The organism is Bremerella sp. JC817 (assembly GCF_040718835.1).
GTDB lineage: Bacteria > Planctomycetota > Planctomycetia > Pirellulales > Pirellulaceae > Bremerella.
Map to the genome: position 1 here is coordinate 124,570 of NZ_JBFEFG010000264.1, position 21,011 is coordinate 145,580.

16 protein-coding genes are annotated in these 21,011 nt (G+C 56.3%); 4 read left to right on the forward strand and 12 right to left on the reverse strand.

From position 1 onward, the window contains the following. The first annotated feature begins 128 nt into the window (after window positions 1–128). Window positions 129–1,934: a malto-oligosyltrehalose trehalohydrolase gene (treZ, locus tag AB1L30_RS06890; RefSeq protein WP_367012696.1), complete on the forward strand. Its 1,806-nt coding sequence runs from the start codon at window positions 129–131 to the stop codon at window positions 1,932–1,934. A 79-nt stretch (window positions 1,935–2,013) separates the two neighbouring features. On the opposite strand, the gene AB1L30_RS06895 is transcribed toward treZ, so the two are convergent. Then, on the reverse strand, window positions 2,014–3,873 hold the full coding sequence (locus tag AB1L30_RS06895; RefSeq protein WP_367012697.1) for a methyl-accepting chemotaxis protein: 1,860 nt from the start codon (window positions 3,871–3,873) through the stop codon (window positions 2,014–2,016). A 441-nt stretch (window positions 3,874–4,314) separates the two neighbouring features. On the opposite strand from AB1L30_RS06895, the gene AB1L30_RS06900 reads away from it, so the two are divergent. Both AB1L30_RS06900 and AB1L30_RS06905 read left to right on the forward strand, forming a co-directional pair. Beyond that, window positions 4,315–5,769, forward strand: a complete 1,455-nt coding sequence (locus AB1L30_RS06900; protein WP_367012698.1) for a porin — start codon at window positions 4,315–4,317, stop codon at window positions 5,767–5,769. Between the two features lie 74 nt (window positions 5,770–5,843). Next, entirely contained in the window at window positions 5,844–6,479 is a 636-nt protein-coding gene (locus AB1L30_RS06905) for a hypothetical protein (RefSeq protein ID WP_367012699.1), read from the forward strand. Window positions 6,480–6,631: 152 nt separating this feature from the next. Here AB1L30_RS06905 and AB1L30_RS06910 read toward each other — a convergent pair whose 3' ends face one another. The 4 genes from AB1L30_RS06910 to AB1L30_RS06925 all read right to left on the reverse strand — a co-directional run bounded on the left by AB1L30_RS06910 (window position 6,632) and on the right by AB1L30_RS06925 (window position 9,826). Continuing rightward, window positions 6,632–6,871, reverse strand: a complete 240-nt coding sequence (locus AB1L30_RS06910) for a hypothetical protein (RefSeq protein WP_367012700.1) — start codon at window positions 6,869–6,871, stop codon at window positions 6,632–6,634. 370 nt (window positions 6,872–7,241) lie between these two features. Then, entirely contained in the window at window positions 7,242–7,451 is a 210-nt protein-coding gene (locus AB1L30_RS06915) for a hypothetical protein (protein WP_345088047.1), read from the reverse strand. Window positions 7,452–7,737: 286 nt separating this feature from the next. Continuing rightward, window positions 7,738–9,144: an ATP-binding protein gene (locus tag AB1L30_RS06920; protein WP_367012701.1), complete on the reverse strand. Its 1,407-nt coding sequence runs from the start codon at window positions 9,142–9,144 to the stop codon at window positions 7,738–7,740. A gap of 1 nt (window position 9,145) precedes the next feature. Then, on the reverse strand, window positions 9,146–9,826 hold the full coding sequence (locus AB1L30_RS06925) for a response regulator transcription factor (RefSeq protein WP_367012702.1): 681 nt from the start codon (window positions 9,824–9,826) through the stop codon (window positions 9,146–9,148). Between the two features lie 276 nt (window positions 9,827–10,102). Here AB1L30_RS06925 and AB1L30_RS06930 point away from each other — a divergent pair, with 276 nt between their 5' ends. Continuing rightward, window positions 10,103–10,678 (forward strand): hypothetical protein, encoded by a 576-nt coding sequence (locus AB1L30_RS06930; protein WP_367012703.1) that lies wholly within the window; start codon window positions 10,103–10,105, stop codon window positions 10,676–10,678. Window positions 10,679–10,683: 5 nt separating this feature from the next. Here the strand turns inward: AB1L30_RS06930 and AB1L30_RS06935 are convergent, their stop codons facing one another. From AB1L30_RS06935 to AB1L30_RS06965, 7 genes are all read right to left on the reverse strand, one after another. Beyond that, window positions 10,684–12,111 carry a DUF1501 domain-containing protein gene (locus AB1L30_RS06935; RefSeq protein WP_367012704.1) on the reverse strand — a complete coding sequence of 476 codons (1,428 nt, stop codon included), beginning with the start codon at window positions 12,109–12,111 and terminating at the stop codon, window positions 10,684–10,686. A gap of 53 nt (window positions 12,112–12,164) precedes the next feature. Then, complete coding sequence (locus AB1L30_RS06940) at window positions 12,165–15,398, reverse strand: DUF1549 domain-containing protein (RefSeq protein WP_367012705.1); 3,234 nt, start codon at window positions 15,396–15,398, stop codon at window positions 12,165–12,167. A gap of 3 nt (window positions 15,399–15,401) precedes the next feature. Next, on the reverse strand, window positions 15,402–17,123 hold the full coding sequence (locus AB1L30_RS06945; protein WP_367012706.1) for a FecR domain-containing protein: 1,722 nt from the start codon (window positions 17,121–17,123) through the stop codon (window positions 15,402–15,404). After that, window positions 17,120–17,689 carry a sigma-70 family RNA polymerase sigma factor gene (locus AB1L30_RS06950; RefSeq protein WP_367012707.1) on the reverse strand — a complete coding sequence of 190 codons (570 nt, stop codon included), beginning with the start codon at window positions 17,687–17,689 and terminating at the stop codon, window positions 17,120–17,122. Before AB1L30_RS06950 ends, AB1L30_RS06945 begins: the two co-directional genes overlap by 4 nt. Window positions 17,690–17,859: 170 nt before the next feature. Then, window positions 17,860–18,276, reverse strand: coding sequence for a hypothetical protein (locus tag AB1L30_RS06955; protein ID WP_367012708.1), 417 nt, complete (start codon window positions 18,274–18,276; stop codon window positions 17,860–17,862). Between the two features lie 30 nt (window positions 18,277–18,306). Next, window positions 18,307–19,206 (reverse strand): DUF1559 domain-containing protein, encoded by a 900-nt coding sequence (locus AB1L30_RS06960; protein WP_367012709.1) that lies wholly within the window; start codon window positions 19,204–19,206, stop codon window positions 18,307–18,309. Between the two features lie 331 nt (window positions 19,207–19,537). Continuing rightward, a complete protein-coding gene (locus AB1L30_RS06965) occupies window positions 19,538–20,980 on the reverse strand; it encodes a sulfatase-like hydrolase/transferase (RefSeq protein WP_367012710.1) in 1,443 nt (480 codons plus the stop codon). Window positions 20,981–21,011 lie beyond the last annotated feature (31 nt).

Genomic DNA, 21,011 nt, shown 5'->3' on the forward strand with positions numbered 1-21,011 from the left:
CAAAAAACGAACTACGAAATTTCGAGTCGCACCATCATTGTCGAATCGAACCAGAAACGAAATAATCGACGCGCAACTTTAGAAGTTTTGCGGCAATTGAAACTCTTTGCACACGAATTGAAATTGTTATGCCTCGCACTTTTGGCCCCACGATCCAGCCCGACGGAAACGTTCGCTTTACGGTCCATGCTCCGGCGTGCGAAAGTCTGACCCTTCGGCTCGAGGGAACCGACCCGCGAGAGATCGCAATGGAAGATCAGGGGGACCGCACGTTCGTTGCCGAGGCCGCGGTGCCCGCCGGAACGCGGTATTGGTTTCGCATGCCCGATGGCAACTTGCGGCCAGATCCGGCGACGGGTTTTCAGCCAGACGGAGTTCATCAGGCATCGCAGTTGATCGATCCTGCCGCATACGACTGGCAAGACGACGCCTGGAAAGGACTGCCGAAGTCCGAGATGGTGTTGTACGAACTCCATATCGGAACCTTCACCGAAGAAGGGACTTACCTGTCGGCGATTGAGAGGCTGGACGAATTGGTTGCCTTGGGCATCAACGCAATCGAACTGATGCCGGTTGCTCAGTCTGCTGGTCGTTGGAACTGGGGCTACGATGGAACCGACTTCTTCGCGCCACGCGAATCGTTCGGAACGCCAGACCAGTTGAAGCAGTTGATCGATGCAGCCCACCAGCGCGGCATCGCGATGATTCTGGACGTTGTCTACAACCATTTCGGCGCGGAAGGGAATTATCTGCATCCGTTTGGCGGCTATGTTTCGCCGCGGCATCAAACGGTGTGGGGTGATGCACCGCACTTGGATGGCGACGACTGCGAAATGATGCGGGACTACATTGTTGAAAACGTGCAGTACTGGCTCGAAGACTTTCACTTCGACGGTCTTCGTCTTGACGCGACGCACTGCATTCTGGACGAATCGCCGCGACACATCGTGGCTGAGGTCGGAGCATTGTTTGCCAGCCTGCAAGAGAAGCTGGGACGCGAGTTGCATTTGATCGCGGAAAGCAATGTGTACGATCCACAGTTGCTGACCCCGCTCGATCAGCAAGGCTATGGTTTCGATGCGATCTGGTGTGACGACTTCTTGCATGCGGTCGCGGCAGAGATTCGTCCGGACGAGCACATGTCGGACCGCCGCTATTTGCCTGGGGAAGATATCGACACCGTCTTGCGGCGCGGGTACGCCTTCCTTGGAACGTTCGAGAAGAAACGTCGCCGAATCCCGCTATCGGAAGACGCGACGTCAGCCGATTGGGAGTCGCTAATCTTTTCGATCCAGAACCACGACTTCATTGGCAACCATCCCGATGGTGGCCGACTGCACCAGGTCACCTCGCACGAAGCCCACCGTGCGTCGGCGGCGCTTATGTTGATGTTGCCGGCGATTCCGATGTTGTTCATGGGGGAAGAGTTCGCGTCAGAGAGCCCGTTCTATTTCTTCACCGACTTCGGCGATGCTCATCTGCGAGAAGCGGTCGAGCAAGGACGGCGTCGCGAATACCCGCAGCATAGCTGGGCCGACACGGTTTCGTGCTTATCGAACGAAGCCTTCGAGCGTTCGCGGATTGGCACGATCGATCAAGGGAACGCCGAAACGTTGGCCTGGTATCGCAACCTGATTGTTTTACGAAAGCAATGGAAAGCGGCCGGGCTGATGGCCGGTGCCACGTTGAGGGCGGAGTGGAACGGCCTGGCACATGCAGCGGTGATCCAATATCGAAAAGACGACGCGACAGGCTTCGCCGTTGTACGTTTAGGAGTGCCTGACGAGGTTTCCACACCAAGCAAGTTGACGATCGATGGCAGGGTGCTGCTCAGCCAGAATGCCGATTCAAGCTCCGACGAAGCGAACCAGTATCAATTGAATGCGTTTGGTGTCTTGATCGGAGAAGGGGAACTGGTATCGCTGACTCCGTAAATGTCGGCAAGAAACAAAACAAGTCCGGCAGGAGAATCCCGCCGGACTTGGCTGTGGGTCGAAGTCGACTGAGTTGTGCCTAGTAGCTGAACTCGGCCAGGGTTTCTTTCAACTGCGCGGCGAGCGATGTCATTCGCGTACCGACTTCGCCTGTCTTGGCAGCATCGGAGGCCGTGCGGCTGGCGACGTCGTCGACCTGGGCGATGTTGCGGCTGACTTCCGCACTCGCTTCGCTCGACTGATCGAGGCTGTGCGAGACCGACTGAACGCCCGAGGCGACGTTGGTCAACTGTTCCGAGATGCTTTGAGCGACGCAACGTTGCTCTTCCACCGCGGCGGCGATCGTCATCGAGATGTCGTGAACCTGTTTGACGACGTTGTCGACGTCCGAGATCGTTTCGACGGCGAGTGTGGCCGAGCTTTGGATACCGGCAATTCGCTTGCGGATGTCGTCGGTTGCTTCGGCCGTTTGACGGGCCAGAGCCTTCACTTCGGTGGCAACCACCGCAAAACCTCGACCGGCTTCCCCGGCTCGCGATGCTTCAATGGTCGCGTTCAAAGCGAGCAGGTTAGTTTGCTCGGCGATGTCTTGAATCACTTCGGTCACGCGGCCGATTTCTTCGGCGGCCTGACTCAGCAGTTGCATCTTTTCGTGGCTGCTACCAACCGTCACCGAAGCCGAGTTGGCGATCGACGACGACTGTTCGGTATTGGTCGCGATTTCGGAAATGCTGCGGGTCATTTCATCGACCGCGGTCGCAACCATGTTGAAGCTGTCGTTCATATCGTGAGTCGTACGCTGAATGTTGGTAATCGAGACCGACATTTCTTCCGCGGCGGCGGCGACCGACGAACTTCGCAGCGAAGTATCTTCGGCACCCTTCGACAAGCTGCCGGCGGTGGCGTTCAGTTCGTTCGACGAATTCACGAGCACTTCCGAGTTGGAAGCAATCCGACTGACCACATGCTGAATCTTCTCGACGAAGCGATTGAATGAGTTGGCCAGAATGCCGAACTCATCTTTGCGATCCATCACCAGTCGCTGGGTGAGGTCACCGCCGGAAGAGGCAATTCCGTCGAGCATTTGAATCGTCGTATTAAGCGGTGCGATGATCGAGCGAGCGATCAGGACGCCCAGGACCATCGTCAGCAAAATCGCGAGACCGCCAATCACCAGGAAGCTAGTCACCGAAGCGGAAGCAGTCTCGCGGACCTCTTGCGAAGTCGCGACGACGGACTCACGGCTTTCGCTCGCTTTCTGCTCGCTTTCGTTGATCAACTGCTTCTTGTTCTGAATCGCTTCCAGGGCGTCTGCAATGTCTTGCTGGAGCTGTTCTTTGGCACCGTCCAGCGGTTCGCGGAAGGCTTGAAACGCAACCAGCGACTCGGCGATCATCTTGTCCATTTGCTCGTCGTTGTATTCGTTGCCGGGTGCTGACTTGGCAACGATCTGACGGGTAATCACTTTCCACTCTTCCAGACGAGCGAGCGATTCGTCGAGGTGAGCCATTGCCTCTTGGCTGAAGATGCCATCACGCGACTGCCCAACTCGGCGATCGATCTGACCGATATTGTCCTCGTGATCCTTGACAAAACCGGCATATTCTTCCTGATTGTTATTACCGGTCTGGGACATGTTGCGGGCTTCGATTTCAGCAACCAACGCCTGGTAAGCATCGCGGTCGGCATCAAGCATCAGCACGATACTGGCCTGCATCTCTTGCATTCGCACCAGGTCTTCGTTCAGGAACGGAAGGATTTCGTCCTTCAGCAATGGTGTGACTTTTTCGTCGATCAAAACCAGAAATTGATTGTCGACGATGTCGTCGAGACTCTTCACTTGTGAAGAGAGGGCGTACCACCCGAGACCAATGAGAAGAACAAGCGACAGGCAACTGATTGCTACCAGTCCCCCGATTTTGCCCTTGGTGTTAAACATGCTGAATCTCCTGCCCCGTGGCCTTTGGAAGCCACATGTTCAGATCCTTGAAGAATGAGGGCGTCGCCACCAATGACAACGCGATTGAAGAACCCTAGGTCACATGAAGGTTCCACGGGCAGGCTGGCGGAGGGATGAGCTAGATTTGGCCCGCAATTGCGGCAACCTGCATCATTTCGACCCGAAATGCCATGCTAGAGAGTGGAGAAAGCATGTCACAGGGGGTGGCAAACTCTAGTCCTGAGATATGCAAAGATTAAGCGCCAAACTCAACGTAGCTGGAATAACAGAAAACAGGGGCCTGCGGGAATCATCATCAAAGCTCGTAAAGCGCATTAAAACTTCTAGCCCATTGTGGTGTGAAGTCGAACCAGTTGATGCCGGGGGACGGTTGAACCGGTTTATCTCGAAATTCTGAAATTATCTTCGGGGCAGATTTCAATGACACGATGGATTGTGATTGCCACGGTCGTGGTGGTGAGCTTTTGCCATACGGCAATGGCTCAGTATGAGTTCGCGGGACCAACCTATTATCCCACGCCTCTTCCACCCCCGCCGACGCCAGAAATGATCACGGCGGATCAAGCCGCGGCACTGCAAGCGCAGATCGACGAACTGAAACGAGAGTTGAATCGTTCCAAGTTCGATACGCCTGCCATGAATGTCAGTGCCCCCAGCAACGCTGCCCCAGACCTGATCGGAGACGTCGACTCGTTAATGAAATGGAGAAAGTCGGTTGAGAAGGCGGAGGCAGCCGCGGCAGCCAAAGCGGCTCTCAAGCCATCGGTCAACGTCGGCGGACGTGTCTTTATCGACTCGGCCGTCTTCGGGCAGAACGACGAGAGCATGGATCAGGTCGGTGATGCCGAAAACGCGATGAAGGTTCGCTGGGCATGGGTCGAACTGAAAGGTAACATGCTCGAAAACACCGAGTACCGCTTGTGGTTCGATCTCGCCGGTCAGGTGAGCTTGCTCGACGTTTACCTCGACTTTGGTGAACTCCCTTACATCCAGAACTTTCGCGTGGGGCACTTCTTCGAGCCGTGGGGCATGGAGCAGCTTACCCCAAACAAATATATGACCACGATGGAACGTGCCAGTCCGTTCAATCTTGGACGTAACATGGGCATCATGGCTCACTCGAATAACGACGAAGCCAACTGGACCTATGGGGTCGGTCTGTTCGTTTCCGAAGTGGGCTCCAAGCCCCCGTTCTATCAGAATGACAATGATTCCTCGGCGATCACCGGGCGAGTAACGTACTTGCCATGGTACGACGAAGCCAGCGGCGGACGTGGTCTGATCCACGTCGGTGCCGGCTACAGCTGGCGACATCTGGGCGACGGAACAGCTCAGTTCCAGAACCGACCTGACTCGGCCCTGGCTCCGATCATTGTCGACACCGGGGTGATCAATGCCGACTCTTACCAACAGTTGGAACTGGAAGCTGCTTACGCTTATGGTTCGTTCATTTTACAGTCGGAATACCATATCGCTTCGATCGACACGGATGACTTCGGTTCGGAAGCACTCAACCACTATTACATTCAAGCCAGTTACGTGCTGACTGGCGAATACCGACCCTACAACCGCAAGTCGGGTTCGTTTGCCAATCGCGTAGTTCCTTACGAGAACTTCTTCCGGGTTCGTACGGAAGACAACTATATCTGCAATGGATGGGGGGCCTGGGAACTGGCTTACCGCTTCGCTCACGACGACTTGAACAGCGACAACATCTTCGGTGGCCGCGATCATCGTCACCTGGTTGGTTTGACCTGGTATCTCAGCCCGTTCTCGCGAGCGATGTTTGAGTATGTGTACTCGAATACTGAGGACCAGGTTGCTTCAGATGGCGTGCTGCAGATCTTCCAAATGCGAATGCAGTACGACTTTTAGTCGCGACAACGCCCACTTCGCTTGTCAGGTTGAATCCGAAAGAACTACGAATATTGCCCACGAGGGAAAGAACAATGCGTACCAAGATTCTCACGCTGATGCTGGTTGCGATGCTGGCCTGTTTCTCAGGTCAGGTCCGCTCGCAAGAGCCATTTGTGATCCCGCCGATTCCCGTCCAATTGGAAAAGGCAGTGCCAGTCGCGACGAAGGTGCCTCCGGTCGAGTCGCTACCTCAAGTCGTTTATGGCGAACCATCGTGCTGTGCTCGTTGTACCCAGCAATGTGCCTGTCAGAAGCACACACGGATCGTCTGCGAAATGAAGAAGGTCAAGAAGACGGTCTTCGATTGCGAATGCGAAGACGTTTGCGGCCTGCTGCCCAGTTCGATGTTGCCAGACAGTTTGTTTGGTATCTCGCTATGGGGACATAAGAAGACGGGCTGTGGCGAAGCAGGCTGTGGTGATTGTGCCGCTGGCTGCTGCACCAAGGCTCCTGTGGCGACGCATTGCCGTACCCGGAAAGTGCTGGTCCAAAAGACCATCACGGTGGAAGTGCCGGTTTATAAATGCGTCGTTGAATTCTGCTGCGACAGCTGCGGTGGTGCGATCGACTCGGCAGGTAGCGAAAAATCGCCGGTCGCCGATGCCAAGTCGGAAGACGTGCCACACGTCGCCACGCTGCCTCGCAATCAAAGCAGCTATGGCGAATAAGATCTGCCATTCAGACTCGATAGCTCCTGCTCCCAGCTTCCTTGCCCGCCTCGTGCGGGCATGGTCGTTTCTTGCCACTAGCGGTCGCGCACAAAAACAGCCACGTTTGCAGAACAAACATGGCTGCCGTGCTTGGAGTGAGCAGTTTGCGATTAGCTTTCGCCGTAGTTCGATTCGTTCAAGAACATCGAAGGATCGTTGACGTGGCGGATGATGCTGATCGCAGGCGTCGAATAGCTAGGAGTAGAGTTGTAGACGCGATACGAGGTGCGAGGAGCGTGGTGCCCAGGGAAGCTTGCACGGCGGCCAAACAAACCAGCTTCGGCGGTCGATACGAGCGAGCTACCTAAGATCGCTACCAGGGCCAAGGATGCAAAAATACGTGTGATCATCGAAAGGGGCCTCCAATACAGAAAGGCGAACACTAGGGAGTATGAATTGGGGACGGACATTGTTGCTTCATTTCATACTAATCAGGCTCGACCGAGGTTCAATCGCGCGCGGGCATCCCTGGGAGCGGAGGATGGCCCGAGGGACTGAAATGGAAGGCGAGCCAAGATTTGGTTCGTTGAATTGCGTCACAATCGAAGAGTCTGATCAGGGAATCAAGTCGGTTCGTACTGATTGTACGGCCCAAGATCCCCCTGCGTGACGGAGCGCCTAGCCTAAAGGAACGAGGCGAAAGAGAAGCGGCGCGCTCAAAAAATTTTGAGAAAATCGCAGGGAGAGGAGTCCCTGCGAGATCTCAACAACTGAATGGGCCTAAGCCTGCGAAGGGGCGAGGTCGGTTTCGACGGATTCGATCCGCAGGATCTTGTTCAGCACGGCGCGAGCCTGATCGTACGACCGGTAGGTGCCCGGGTCGACCAGGTAACCTCGCTCTTCGCGAGCGGTGTCTTCAGGCAGTTGGCCTGGCGTGACTTGAGCGATCGTCAGAGTTCGATTTACCTCGATGATGGCAAAGCGGACCATGGTTGGACTCCTTAATTCTGAGGTTCCGATTCCACTAAATCCTAATGCCCAACGTTCATCATTCCGCCTAGAACGATGCGACATCGTCGCTGTTTCCCTACAACAATAATTCCTTCTTCGGGCAGTGTCCCAAGGCTCGAGAAGTATGTAAATGGGAAAAATTTCACGAAGTTGAAATTTGATCAGATCTAAACAAGCGTGGTCAAATCGTGATCGGTTTTGGCGCGATTCTGTATGAGCAAAGGAGACATCGCCGACAGCACTTGCCGCCTGCGGTTGGCCAAGTCTAGGTCGGAATCTGCAGCGTGAATCTGGATTTTGACGCATTCGGGGAATCAACTCGAACGTTCCCTTGGAGGCGGCGGGCAATCCGCGCGACCATTGCCAGACCGAGGCCGGTACCGGCAACGCCTTGGCGGCGAGCCATTTCAGAACGATAGAAAGGCTCGAAGATCCGCTCCTGGTCTTCCGCCCGGATCGATCCACCTTCGTTGATCACCGAGATCTCCACGTGATCTCGCTGAGGATCGCAAGTGATTTCGATGGGGCTACCAACTGGGCTGAACTTGACGGCGTTCTCGACCAAGTTATCGAGCACAACTTGCAGCAGCCCAGGCGATGTGGGGACCGACCAGCCGGCTACCGAGGGCCAATGCAGGTCGCCGGCTCGGGCATGGTTCGACCATAACACGCGATAGCTGGCAAACCATTCGCCCAGGTCGACCGATTGCCAATCGTCGGGTTGTTCCTGGTCGTCCCGAGCCAGCATCAAGAGTGCTTCGATAATGTGCTGCAGTTGAAGCGTCTGCTCGGAGAGTGTGTGAAGTGTTCGTTGATATTCCTCGGGCGAACGTGAACGGAGCAGGGCCACATCGATCTGGCCTCGCAGGGCGGTCAGCGGTGTCTTCAACTGATGAGCCGCGTCTCCAGCAAACGCTTGCTGCCGTAAGAACGATTGTTCTAGTCGATCTAGCAATCCATTAAATGCTTCGGCCATGTCGGCTAACTCGTCCCGCTGGGAAGAGACCGGCAGTCGCGACGAGAAATCATTCGGCTCGATCCGGTGGGCTTGCTTTGCGATGTCGTGGACCGGTCGCAAGGCACGGCGGCAAAAGGCCCGCCCAAGCAACGCGGCGACAATCCACATCACCAGCGGCAGCAGCGTGAATAGTACCCCGAGACGAAACATGTCGACTTCCAACTGCTTGGCAGGTCGCGCGACCGTAACCAGGATGCGTTCGAAGTCGTCTTCTTCGCGTTCCGATTCTGGCAGCGGATCGAGAGCGACAATCTCTTCCTGCAGGCAACGCCACTTGCCGATCTCAATCGGATCGTTGGCGGTCGCCATGCGGGTATGGGCCAGCGAAAGGAGGTCGGCGTCGATTTCGTGCGGGCCATGATGGTGGGTCGTTTGATCGATGACCTGACCCTTCTCGCCGACAAGCACCCAGCGAATATCTTCAGGCGCCTGATCACGCCATAGCTCGATGGCATGTTCCAGTGGTTGCCATTTGATCGAGTCTTCTTCCGCTTCGATCACGGCGGCCAGCACATGCAGCGAACCACGCAGCTGACCATCGAATCGGGCATAGATGTAGTGCTCGATGACGAGGTACATCACTGCGGATAACGTCACCAGGCAAACCGCCAAGGCCGCCAGGAAGAAGGCCGAAACTCGATCGACTAGCGTCATCTTAAGCCTCGGTTTCTTCCAGCAGGTAACCACGATTACGGCGTGTTTGAATCACACGCGGACCATGCTTTTCCAGCTTCCGACGTAGTTCTTTCACGTGCACTTCGATTGTGTTGGAATGCCCGTCGAAGTTGTCTCCCCACACGGAATCGAAGATGCGGGTTCGCGTCAGGATCTTGCCGGGGTTTTGCAGGAACAAGCATAGCAGCGAGAACTCCTTCGCCGTCAGGTCGAGGGCCGATCCGTCACGCGTTGCCTTCTGCGAGCCAAGATCGGCACGGATGTCACGGTACTCGAGCATCAGGCTCGAGTGTTGCTCCGGGCGACGAAGCAGCGCCCGGACACGTGCCAACAGTTCGGCGAACGCGAACGGTTTGACCAGGTAATCATCCGCGCCCGCGTCAAGCCCTTCGACCCGCTGGGTGACCGCATCGCGGGCGGTGAGGAACAGCACCGGCGTTGTGCGATTGATCGCACGGAAGCTTCGCAGTACATCAATCCCATCCAGCCCGGGCAACCACCAGTCTAAGAGAATCAGGTCGTAGGATGTGGTTTGCAGCAAATCCCAGGCGGCTTGTCCATCGGCGGCACGTTCGACCCAATAGCCTTCTTCCCCTAATCCGCGCAGTAAAAAATCGGCGATGGGGGCTTCGTCTTCCACGATCAGAATGCGGCTACTCACAAATGGCCTGCGTTAGGGTTGGATCTGTTTGGGTTTGGGGCACGAAGACCACTCTAGAGATTCTAGCAGCCAGTCTGCTGGCAGAAGGATTGAAGATAAATTCGGCTTCATGTTCGACTGATTTCCGCGGCAATTTCGTGTCGATATTGGACGACGAAGCCTAAAATGAAGTGGAACTTATCTTCGCCTCATCTGTATCTTATCCAACCAGCGTAGAAAGAAACGGATCAAACCCCATGACCGTTTTATGTCGCTTCGCGCTTCAAGGATTCTGTGATGACACGCACAAACTCACACTCCCTGACTTTGGGACCTGAGCACCCCAACGCGGTCCTGACCGGCGAGCCCCACGGTTTGGATCTCATCGGTCGCACTCCTTCCGCTGCCGCGGACTGGAGCAAGCAGCATTCATTGCAGCACTCGGAAGAAGAGTTGCTGGCAGTCCATGTTGTCTATGGCCAGGCCAACTGGACGGTGGTGCTGTACCGATCGGCGAAAGAACTGACCGATCGATGGAATGAACTCGATCGCCGAGAAGCCCATTCAGGCCAGGGAGTCGTGTTTGGACTTTCGACCGAATTCCAGGGCCACTTGCCGGCGCTCATTCGCCGCGATTCGTTCGGGCGGCTTCTGTTGCTGAACTATCTGCCGGGATGTCCCGGGACGGTTCGGCGATTCCTGCCAGATGACTTGCCTGCGGAAGATTTGGGCTGGAGCGAGATACGTGTTGTCAAAAGCTTCGAGTCGCTTTGCGAGGCCTCCGGCGAGGAGCAGTCGTGGTTGATCTTCTGGCCGTATGACCTGGTCACCGATCAGATTCGCGACTACGCCACTCCACGCCGAATGATGTAGGCCACTTAGCCGAGGCCAAGCACCTTCAGTTCTGCTCGGCCTTCGTTCATGTCGATCCGTTCCGGACGACCTTTGTGTCGATAGATCATCTTGGTGTGGTCGACACCCAGCACACGCATGATGGTCGCGTGCAGATCGTGGACGTGCAGTGGATTCTCGACCGCCTTCAGGCCCAATTCGTCGGTCGACCCAATCGTGCGGCCGCCTGGGATTGCACCACCAGCCATCCACATGGTGAAACCGGTCGGGTTGTGATCTCGGCCGGTTCCTTTTTCGGACATCGGAGTTCGCCCGAACTCGCCACCCCAGATCACCAGCGTTTCGTCCCACAGGCCGCGACGCTTCAGGTCTTTCAGCAGGCCAGCGATGGGCTTATCGACTTCTTTGCACAGCCTGCCATGATTACCTTCGATGTTGCTGTGAGCGTCCCAGCCGCTGCCGGCACCGCTGTAAAGTTGAACGAAGCGAACGCCATTCTCGACCAGCCGACGTGCCAACAGACAGTTGCTGCCGAAGACATTCGTTTCTTTTTGATCCAAGCCATAAAGCTGCTTGGTCTCTTCGGTCTCGGTCGATAGATCGACGATCTCGGGAGCGGCCGACTGCATCCGAAACGCCAGTTCGTACGCCTTGATGCGGGCTTCGAGTTCCGAAACGTCGCTCCGCTGCTCGGCGTGGTTGCGGTCGAACTGCCCCAGCAGGTCGAGCTTGGCACGCTGACGTTTGTCGGAGATATGGCTGGGTGGATTCAAGTTCAGAATCGGATCGGCACCTGACTTGAACTGAACGCCCTGGTAAGCTGCCGGCATGAAACCGCTACCCCAGTTACGGGGGCCATTCACGACTTGTCCCTTGCCATCGGTTAGAACGACAAAGGCGGGCATGTCCTGGTTTTCCGTTCCCAGCCCATAGGTCGCCCAGGCACCCAGCGATGGCCGGCCACCGATCACGTGACCGGTGTTCATCTGACAAACGCCAGAGGAATGATTGATCCCGTCCGAAACGCACGAGCGAATCACGCACAGGTCGTCGGCACAGGTCGCGATCTCGGGGAACCAGTCCGATACCCACAGCCCACTTTCGCCATGCTGCTTCCACTTACGAGGGCACCGCATCAAAGGAGCGTCGTTCTCGCCCATGGCTAGAATCACCTTGCCGAAGCTTTCGGGCAGCTTTTGGCCGGCCAGTTCGTTCAGCAGGGGCTTGGGATCGAACAGGTCAATATGGCTCGGGCCACCTTCCATGAACAAGAAGATGACGTTCTTCACCTTCGACGGGAAGTGCGTTGCCTTGGGGGCACGGGGATCGACCGGAGCCGCCGACGCTTCGCCTCCCATCAACGCTGCCAGAGCCATAGCTCCAAATCCCCCGCCAGATTTGGCGAGGAATTCGCGACGCGAAGTGGGGACTTCGATGTGAGGTCGATTGGTCATGATAGGGCTCCCTTCGGAGTTGGGTGAGGTAGGCAATCAGGGGCGGCGACGACTTAGTCCATGAACTGGAACTCACTCGAGTTCAGTAGCACGTGACAGAAGTCGCTCAAAGCGGTCAGCTCCGGTGTGAGGCCGTGCCGCTCGTTGCTGGTGTTCAGTTCTAGTTCGTTCTGGTCTCGTTCCATGTCGGCCAACGGGCCGCGAGGATCGGAGCGAACGAATCGCCACATACCGACCGTGTCGTCGGTCACCAGGCTGTTCGGATTGTTGATCATGATCTGTGAATCGTCAGAGATCGCTTCTCGAGAAAGTCGAACTTCGTCGATCAAGCCATCCCAGTTGTGAGAACTCTTCGAGTCCCGGCCACCCACGCAGAAGCGAAGCGACTGGGTCCCGCAATCGCCGACGATCGAAGTCTTCACGACGGCCGTTTCGAGTTCCGATTCGTCGTATGACATGTCACGGGCAAAGAAGGTCACGGTTCCCTCGTCGAAGTTCACCGAGGCTGCCACGTAGTAAGGCTTGTCGGCGGGAATACGAATGTTGGAAGGCACGACTTCGTACTTCACGTTGCCGCCCTTGTCTTTGCCGATCAACTGAATGATCAAGTTGCGGGGACGATAGGCTGACTTCTCGCTGGTGATGCCGAAATTCCAGCCTGGCGTCGAGTTCGACCCGTTCCAGTGCGAGGCGATGGTACGAACCGATGCATCTTTAAAGAGAGTCCGATTGAACACGATCGCTTCGATCGAGAAGTTATGCGATGGCAAAGCGTTCGTGTCAGGCAGGGTCAATGTCTGATGCCCGATGGAATCGTTGATGTTGAAGGCGGTGTTCCATCGCTGCATCTGAGGTTCGTCCAGCAGCGCGGTCGAAGGGATGTCGCCCGCGTTGGCCTTGTTCAACTCGCGGTTGTAGGCGACTTGCTGCTCGATATAGGTCAGTGCCAATTCCACTTCTTCTGGCTGAGCAGGACGTCCGTAGCATTCTTCAATGCTCTCGCGAACGATCGCGGCGAAGTCGGTGCCATGCTCGCGGTAAAGCCGCTTGGCCATCGCTTCGGAACGCTTCAGCGTCCAGTCACCGTTGATCATCAGCAGCGACTGGGTGGCGGTAGTGGTCGCATTACGCTGAGCCACACTGGCGAAACCATTGGGCGAGTCAAAGCTTTCGAGCAGGGCATCCGGCGAGTTACGCATCTTCTTGGTGAAGACGGTCCGAACCGGGCTGTTGCTGGACGAGGCAGGGCCTTCGGTCTTTTCGGAAAGCTCGCCGCTGACCGCCAGCATCGCGTCGCGAATCTGTTCCGCTTCCAGTCGACGCGAAGGAAACTTCCATAGTAGCCGATTCTTCGGGTCGACCATCTTGGCCGTTTCCGGCATGTCGACCAGCGAGGTCTGCTGATAGGTTGCCGAAAGCAGGATGGCCCGATGGATAGGCTTCATCCGCCAGTTATTCTGGATAAACTCGCCGGTGAGCCAGTCGAGCAATTCCGGGTGGGATGGTGGCTCGCCCAGGCGACCGAAGTCGCTCGAGTTGCCGGAAAGGCCCACACCAAAGTGATACTGCCAGATGCGATTCACAATCACGCGTGGCGAAAGTGGGTTGTCGTCACGCGAGAGCCACTTGGCCAACGCCGCACGGCGACCGCTGCTGTGTGAGTTCTCGATCGACGAAGGATCGATTTCGGCGTTATCGGCGTCGAGAATCGTCAGGAAGCCCGGCTTGATTTCTCGCTTCGTCTTGTCGTCTGGATTGATTGTCGGCGGGATCGTACCGCGAGCATCGACAGCAACATTGGCAACTGGCAAGGCCTTCGGCTTCTGCCCGAGCACGTCTTGAAGCTTCTTCTTCAGATCTTCCCAGTTTTGTTTCTGGTCCTTCGGAATGTAGTTGGTCAGGCGATCATGCTCGAAGCCGACTTGTTCCTCGACGAGGTAGAAGATCTGGTTCTCGTAGGTCGTCCGTTCGTCGGCAGGCTTCCAGTACATTTCCTGGACTTCTTCCGGGAACATCTCGACCGCCTTGCGGCGAGCTTTCTCGCGAGGCTTCTCTTCGATCTCGGCAATCTTGCTGATCAGTTCCGCATGCTTCGTTTCCCACTTCGCGAGATCTTCCGCATACTTCTTCTGTTCTTCCGCGGTCGCGATTGGCTGATCGTTCTTCCAGACCATCGGTTTGAAGAACGCTTGCAGGCGGTAATAGTCGTCATGCAGGATCGGATCAAACTTGTGGTTGTGGCAATGGGCACAGGCGATCCCCATCCCCATGAATACGTCCCCCACGGTGTCGGTCAGTTCGTCCAGGATCAGTACCTGTTGGCCTTCCGCGTCGCGGCTGTTGTATTCGTAGACGCCACCTCGCAGGAAGTATGTCGCGATCATCGCATCCGGATCGTGCGGAGCGATTTCATCGCCGGCCAGTTGTTCACTCATGAACTGGTTGTAAGGTTTGTCTTCATTCAGACTGCGGATCACGTAGTCGCGATACCGCCACGCCAACGGACGATAGGCATCCTGGCGATAGCCATCGGAATCGGCGTAACGCACGACATCGAGCCAATGCGTTGCCCAGCGTTGCCCGTAGCGAGGATCCTCCAGCACGCGGTCAACCAGTTCCTGGTAGGCGGTCGGGCTTTTGTCGGCGACAAACGCTTCCACTTCTTCGGTCGTTGGGGGAACGCCCAGCATGTCGAAGTAAACGCGACGGATCAATTCGCGGCGGGAAGCAGCAGGGGCGGGGGCGAGCTTCTGGTCTTTCAGCTTGGCCAGCACGAAGTTGTCGATTGGGTTTTCGACATGATCGTCTTTGCCGACCTTAGGAATCTTCGGATGCGACAGCGGCTGGAAAGCCCACCACGAAAGATCTTCCTTGGTGAACGGTCCGTCTTCTTCACGCTGCTCGCCAGCATGCTCTGGCCAATACGCTCCGTTCTTCACCCAGGCTTCCAGGATCGCGATGTCTTTGTCGGGCAGTTGCCCGGACGGAGGCATCTCGTAGCTTTCGTACTTCACGGCCGCGATCAAGTCGCTTTCCTCAGGCTTGCCTGGGACCACAATTGGACCGGCGCTGCCACCCTTCATGAAATGGTTCTTGCGATCCATCCGAAGGTCCGACTTCTGCTCTTTCGGGCCATGGCAGCCGAAGCAGTGTTGAGCCAGCAGTGGACGCACTTTCGTCTCGAAGAAGTGCGCGTTCTCTTTCTCGTCGGCATGGAGCGGCAGGACCAGGATGCTGGTTACCAGCACCATGGCGAGCGACATTGTGAGTCGGAGGGGACGTGGCATGATTTACTCTTCCGTTGAGGTGGGCTCTTGGGTTGAGGCTGGTGGGGTTACAGGAGGGAATCCACCAATGAAGACAGGATCGATAAGGTTATCGTCGTCCATCGCATCCTGGATGAACAACTCCTGGACTTCGGCACCTTCCGGGTAGCCGAGGTCGGAAAGATCGATGCCGGTAGCAATCACCTTCGCCGGCACCGCGTGCGCGACACCGTTGTTGTGATGGGCTCGGCAAAGTTCTTCGATACTGCGGATACGTCGGTCGAAGCCATAGAGGCGGAAGTTGCAAAGTGCGTGGGCACCTCGGTCCGCCAATGAGATATCGTAGTTGGCAATCGTGACGGTCTTCAGACCAGTCTCGAAATGCAGCGGCGAAACATGGAAAGGATCGCCTTGTTCTGGGTGATGCACGACCTGAAGGTCGAAGAAGACGATGTCTGGGCCAGGGCCGTTCACGACGGGTTGCTCGAATCGAATCGCCAGGCCAGGCGTTCGCGCGTCGAGGTCTTCGCTCGTGATGTCCGGATCGGTGGTCAGTGGAATCGCATTGCCGCCTGGGTTCAGCAGGCCAGTGCAGAGCGAGCGATCGCGATCGAGGTATTCGACTCGCCGACGGGAGTCATCCCCTTGCTTCATGTCGATGCTGACCAGCGGCGTGGTCATGTTGTTGGTGTTGGTCCCGACTTTGAAATGAATCAAATCAAACCCAACAAGCTGATCGACATTGTAGGTGAACGACTTGCCGCCACGCTGGACGGTGACGCTTTGCAGTTGATTGGGATCGTCGGCATTCTTGGGCGTTGCCTCGAACGAGACGATGCGGTCAGGCAAGGTCGCGCGATAGGTTTCACCGAAGCGGGCGGCATCGGTCGACGCGATTTCCCCCAAGGCGTTGATGGCACGGGCCTGACCAGCTTCCAGCAGCAAGCCGGTCGAGGTCGACTTTTCGTCCTGGCCAACCGGGAAGACTTCCGCGGCACCTTCGATCACTTCGACATCGGCTTCACCTGATTCCTTCACATTGATCGAGAAACGGGTTCCTTTGTCGACGACTTCGGCCTGAGGCGTCAGCACGCGGAAGCCTTCCGCTCCCTCGGGAGCGTAGACCGAGCAGTTACCGACCTTCAGCAAGACCTGTTCGGCCGATTGGATCGAGAAGACGGCCGGTGCCTGGACGATCATCTCGGCACCGGTGCTGCTACGCATCTGCACGCTCCCTTCGACCAGGGCATAGTCGTGATCGAGCTGCATCGAGTCGCCAGGAGCGAATGCCTGGGGTTCGTCGAAGAAGCGAGTCCGTGCCAACTGAACGATCTGCATCGCAGGCGTCGGCTGTGGGGCAGCCGGATCATTCGCGAGGGCAGGGGAAGTCGTTTCTGGCAGCGGATCGATTTTCGCGACGTCGCGATCCTGCATCAGCCACGCGGTCAAAGGAATCGCAATTAAGCCAACCAGTGTCAACGCGATCAATGGCCAGGCAATGCTGGCTGGGGATGGGGTGTTGTTCGCGGACAGTGGTGTCGAGCGGGTCGGGAATGGTTTGCCAGCTTCTTCTTCGGCTAACTTCGCCAGGCCATATTCCAGGTCGACGAGCAAGAAATATTGCTCTCGAACGGCAGAGCTTTCCAGAAGCAACTGTTCGAGTTCGGCATGGTCGGCCGAAGTCAGCGTACCTTGCACACTGTGATGCACCAGTTCGATCAGACGTTGGTTGATGTCGCGATTCATGCGTCCTCTCCTGTGGCGGCGAGTCGCATCTGGACACATTGGGCCAGCTTGCGGCGAATGGTTGCCAACTGATTGTAAAGGGTCTGGGCCGAACGACCTGAGGCGGCGGCCAACTCGGCGGTGGTCATCGCACCGCTATAGGCTTTCCAGACTAACTGCTGTTGATGCTCGGTCAGCTTCTTCACGCATTGTCGCAGCGCAGCCAGGTGATCGGCACCTTTGGAAAGATCTTCTTGCCGCTTTTCCGCCAACAAATCGAGTAACGATTCGCTGAACTGAAGCCGGTCGCGTTGGGTAGTGCGAAGGAAGTTTTTCACTTCGTAAAATGCCACCCCGCAGGCCCACGATAAGAAATCTCGTTGTTGATCGAATGTATCGAACTTCTTCCACAGCAAAATGCTGCACCGCTGAAACACATCGTCCGCATCGGCATGGTGGGGCAGCAGCGAATAAATGTACGCGTGCAGCCGATCGCAGTCCGCCGAGAAATAGGCGAGGAAGTCCGCATATCGCTCGTCTTGAGCGACATCTTCCAGAGGAGTGCGTTCTGATGGTTCGTGCGGCATGTTTGGGCGGGGAATCGTGGGAAGGAAAAGGCCGGCAAAGCGGAAGTCTTCACCGGCTCTCTACTTAAGATCGTACGCTGGGACCTCAGTTTACTACGGGATTCTCCTCGAAAATGTGGGAAAAAGGGGGCAGCCTAGCGCCTTGCCGTCAGGCTGCCCCGCGAAGGCCGTTATCGGGCCTCCAACCGAATTACGAAGTCGTTCTCCCCCGGGCCCACGTTGAACTTGAGTCCGGACGTTTCGTAATTGCGGTATTTCGTAGGAAATGACTTGGTCTTCATGGGACGCTGGCCATCTCCGATCGCAGGCAAGAATAAGAGGGCTTCATGCTCGCCAAGAATGGCGCCGTCCCCCTCTTCGAAGGTTGTCAATTGAAAGCTTCCGTCCGACTGGATCTGGCCAAAGGCTTTCACCTCTTCGCCTTTGTCCGAGACGGTGCGGAACTTAATGACGCCAGTGTCGGCGGGGGAGCCATCGGAAAGCAATACTTTGCCGGTAACAGGCTGGATTTCACTGCTACTCCCGCAGCCAAGCGTCAGGATGCCAGCGGAGAGCAGTAGCAATTTGAAAAGTGTGGGGTTTCGCATCGCTGAGAACTCTTACGTGGAATGTGAGAATTAGAACGAGACGTCGATGACCTGACCATCTTCACGATTGGCCAGTCGGCCAAGATTCGTTTCGTCGATGTTCACTTGGATCGATTGAACGCTCGCGTCTCCCATCACAAAGTTCACGATGCCTGGGTGGAAGCTACCAAATACAAGGTGCTCGACCCCGCCCACGTTGTCGCGTTTGTGCTGGGCCAAGGGATAGTCGGTCCCAGCCGCACGCATCGTGGTATAGGCCCAGCCACTGAGAATCGGACCATCGTGCCCGGTGTTTTCGTTACGCAGCTTGTCGTTATGAATGTGGCGTTCACCGATCATGATGGTGTTCGACAAGCCATCGGTGACCGAGGCGAAGTTGGTCTGCGTTTCGTAGGCATTTTGATCACCCTTCGCTACGACGATCATCCCTTTCTCGCGGCCGACCTGGCGGATGATCGAGTTGTCGCCGCTGGGACCGCAGACGCTGGCGTAGTCCCAGACCGCGCCATTGTCGACGTTGATGGCTTGGACTTCGGTGGTCTGGTCGCCAGGGGAATGGCGGCTGGGGCAAACATAGCCTGAGATGCTGGCCTGTTGAACGACGGTGGTCTGGTCTTTGTAGCGGACCTTCAAGTCGATTTGATCGTACAGGCTCGTTTGTTCCATGAACGGCAGAATGACCGCGGACCAGCCAAGGTATTCGTACTTGATACGAGATGGTGGCAACTCGCCGAACGTATCGTGGAAGTTATGGACGGCGAGACCGATTTGTTTCAGGTTGTTGGTGCATTGCGAACGGCGAGCCGCTTCGCGAGCCTGTTGCACGGCCGGCAAGAGCAGAGCAATCAATACACCAATGATGGCAATCACAACAAGAAGTTCGACGAGCGTGAAGCCGCGACGGGCGATCTGAGCAGATCGAGATACCATAGGGCGATTCCTGACTGAATGAGACAACAACGAATAACGCGCGGAGGAGAGGCAAGGCCGACTGCGGCAAGAAGGTCGAGGGAGGGCTTTCATGGTGCAGAGCAGCACGATGAAGCGCTGGTAACCTTCATGCGGGGTTAGGGTTACGAAAAGGTATGGGAGGCGCGGATGGGAGATATCGGCGCTATCCTAGGAAAGATCGTACGCCCGAGATGCTGTTTACTATCAAATTGAAAAGAAATCACAGAAAAAACATCACAGGTGGCAATGTGATGTGGTAAACAGCCCCGCAAATTGGCTAGAGACCCGCTTAGAGTTCGCTCAGGGCCCGTTATTTCTTTTTCGAGCGTTTGATGTAGGGACGAAATTCCCAGCGGTTTTCCCATTCGCTCAGGTAAGGTTCGTAACGAGGATCTTCTGTCCACGAGTGAGGCTCAGGGTCGGCCTCGTTAAGTCTACCTTCGGCGTAGTCTTTTCCCGCGAAGCTTGCTTCCACGGCTTCGTTCCACGCTTTGTAGCCTGCTTTCAGCTTGGCAAGCATCTCAGGCTTCTCGCGGGCGAGATTCGTCTCTTCATGGGGATCGGACTTCAAGTGGTAAAGCTCGAAGGCGGCTCCTTGATCTCGTTTCGTGGTGACCAGCTTCCAGTCGTTGTCGACCCAGGCCGCTTGCTTCTGGAATCGAAACGGAATCGGTCGCACGCGCGACCCGACTTCCTCATTCAGAAGTGGCTTCAAGCTGACACCGTCCAAAGGCTGCACAAAGACATCTTCCGGCAACGCCAGAATATCGGCGACCGTCGGAAACAGATCCATCGTGCACGCAGGATATTCGGTGATACGAGGCTGAATGACCGAAGGCCATTCGATGATGGCCGGAACACGCAAGCCACCTTCATAAACGGTTCCCTTGTTGCCACGCAGTCCACCGACCGTGTCAGGTTCGATGCGTGGCAAGCCGCCGTTGTCGCTGCAAAAGACAAGCAGCGTATTGTGGGCGATCTCCAGTTCGCGCAGGGCAGACCGAAGCGTGCCGATGCTGCGGTCCATCGCGGCGAGTTCGCCATAGTGGTTCTCGGAGTCGACCTTCAAGTTACCGAACGGAACTTTGTCGTCGTCCAGTGCTTTGAAAGGACTGTGCGGCGTGCCATACCAGATAACCGTGAACATCGGCTCGCCACCATCTTTGTGCTTCTTCAAGAACTCAATCGCCTCGGCCACGATGATGTCGGACGAATCTCCCTTCTTCTGCTCAAACTCGCCATTACGGCTCATCAGTGGATCGAGATCGAAGAAGTTGGTGACCGAAAGCCATTCGTCAAAACCGAAGTGACCTGGGCTGTAAGGATCGTCTTTCAAGATCGGAGCCCCTGGGCCGCGCAGGCCATCTAGGTGCCACTTACCGAAGTGACCAGTGACGTAACCGGCGTCTTTCAACGCTTGAGCAATTGTCTTTTCCTGATGCCGCAATGCGTAGCCATGCGAAAGCACACCACAGCGGTCGGGCGATCGACCGGTCAGGACGCTGGCTCGGGTCGGCGAGCAAACGCAGCAGCCTGCATAGAAGCGTTCGAATCGCAAACCGTTGTTCGCCATCGAATCGAGATTCGGGGTCTTCAAAACGGGATGATTGCGATAGCCTGTTTGTCCCCAGCCCATGTCGTCGGCCATCACGAAGATGACATTCGGCCGTGGCGGATCTTTGGCCGATGCCTCGAAGCTTAAGCAAGAGAGCAGGGCAATAGCAGCAAAGCTTAAGATCGCGAAACGAATCATGGTGTGGTTCTCAGGCAGGGAGGGATATTCG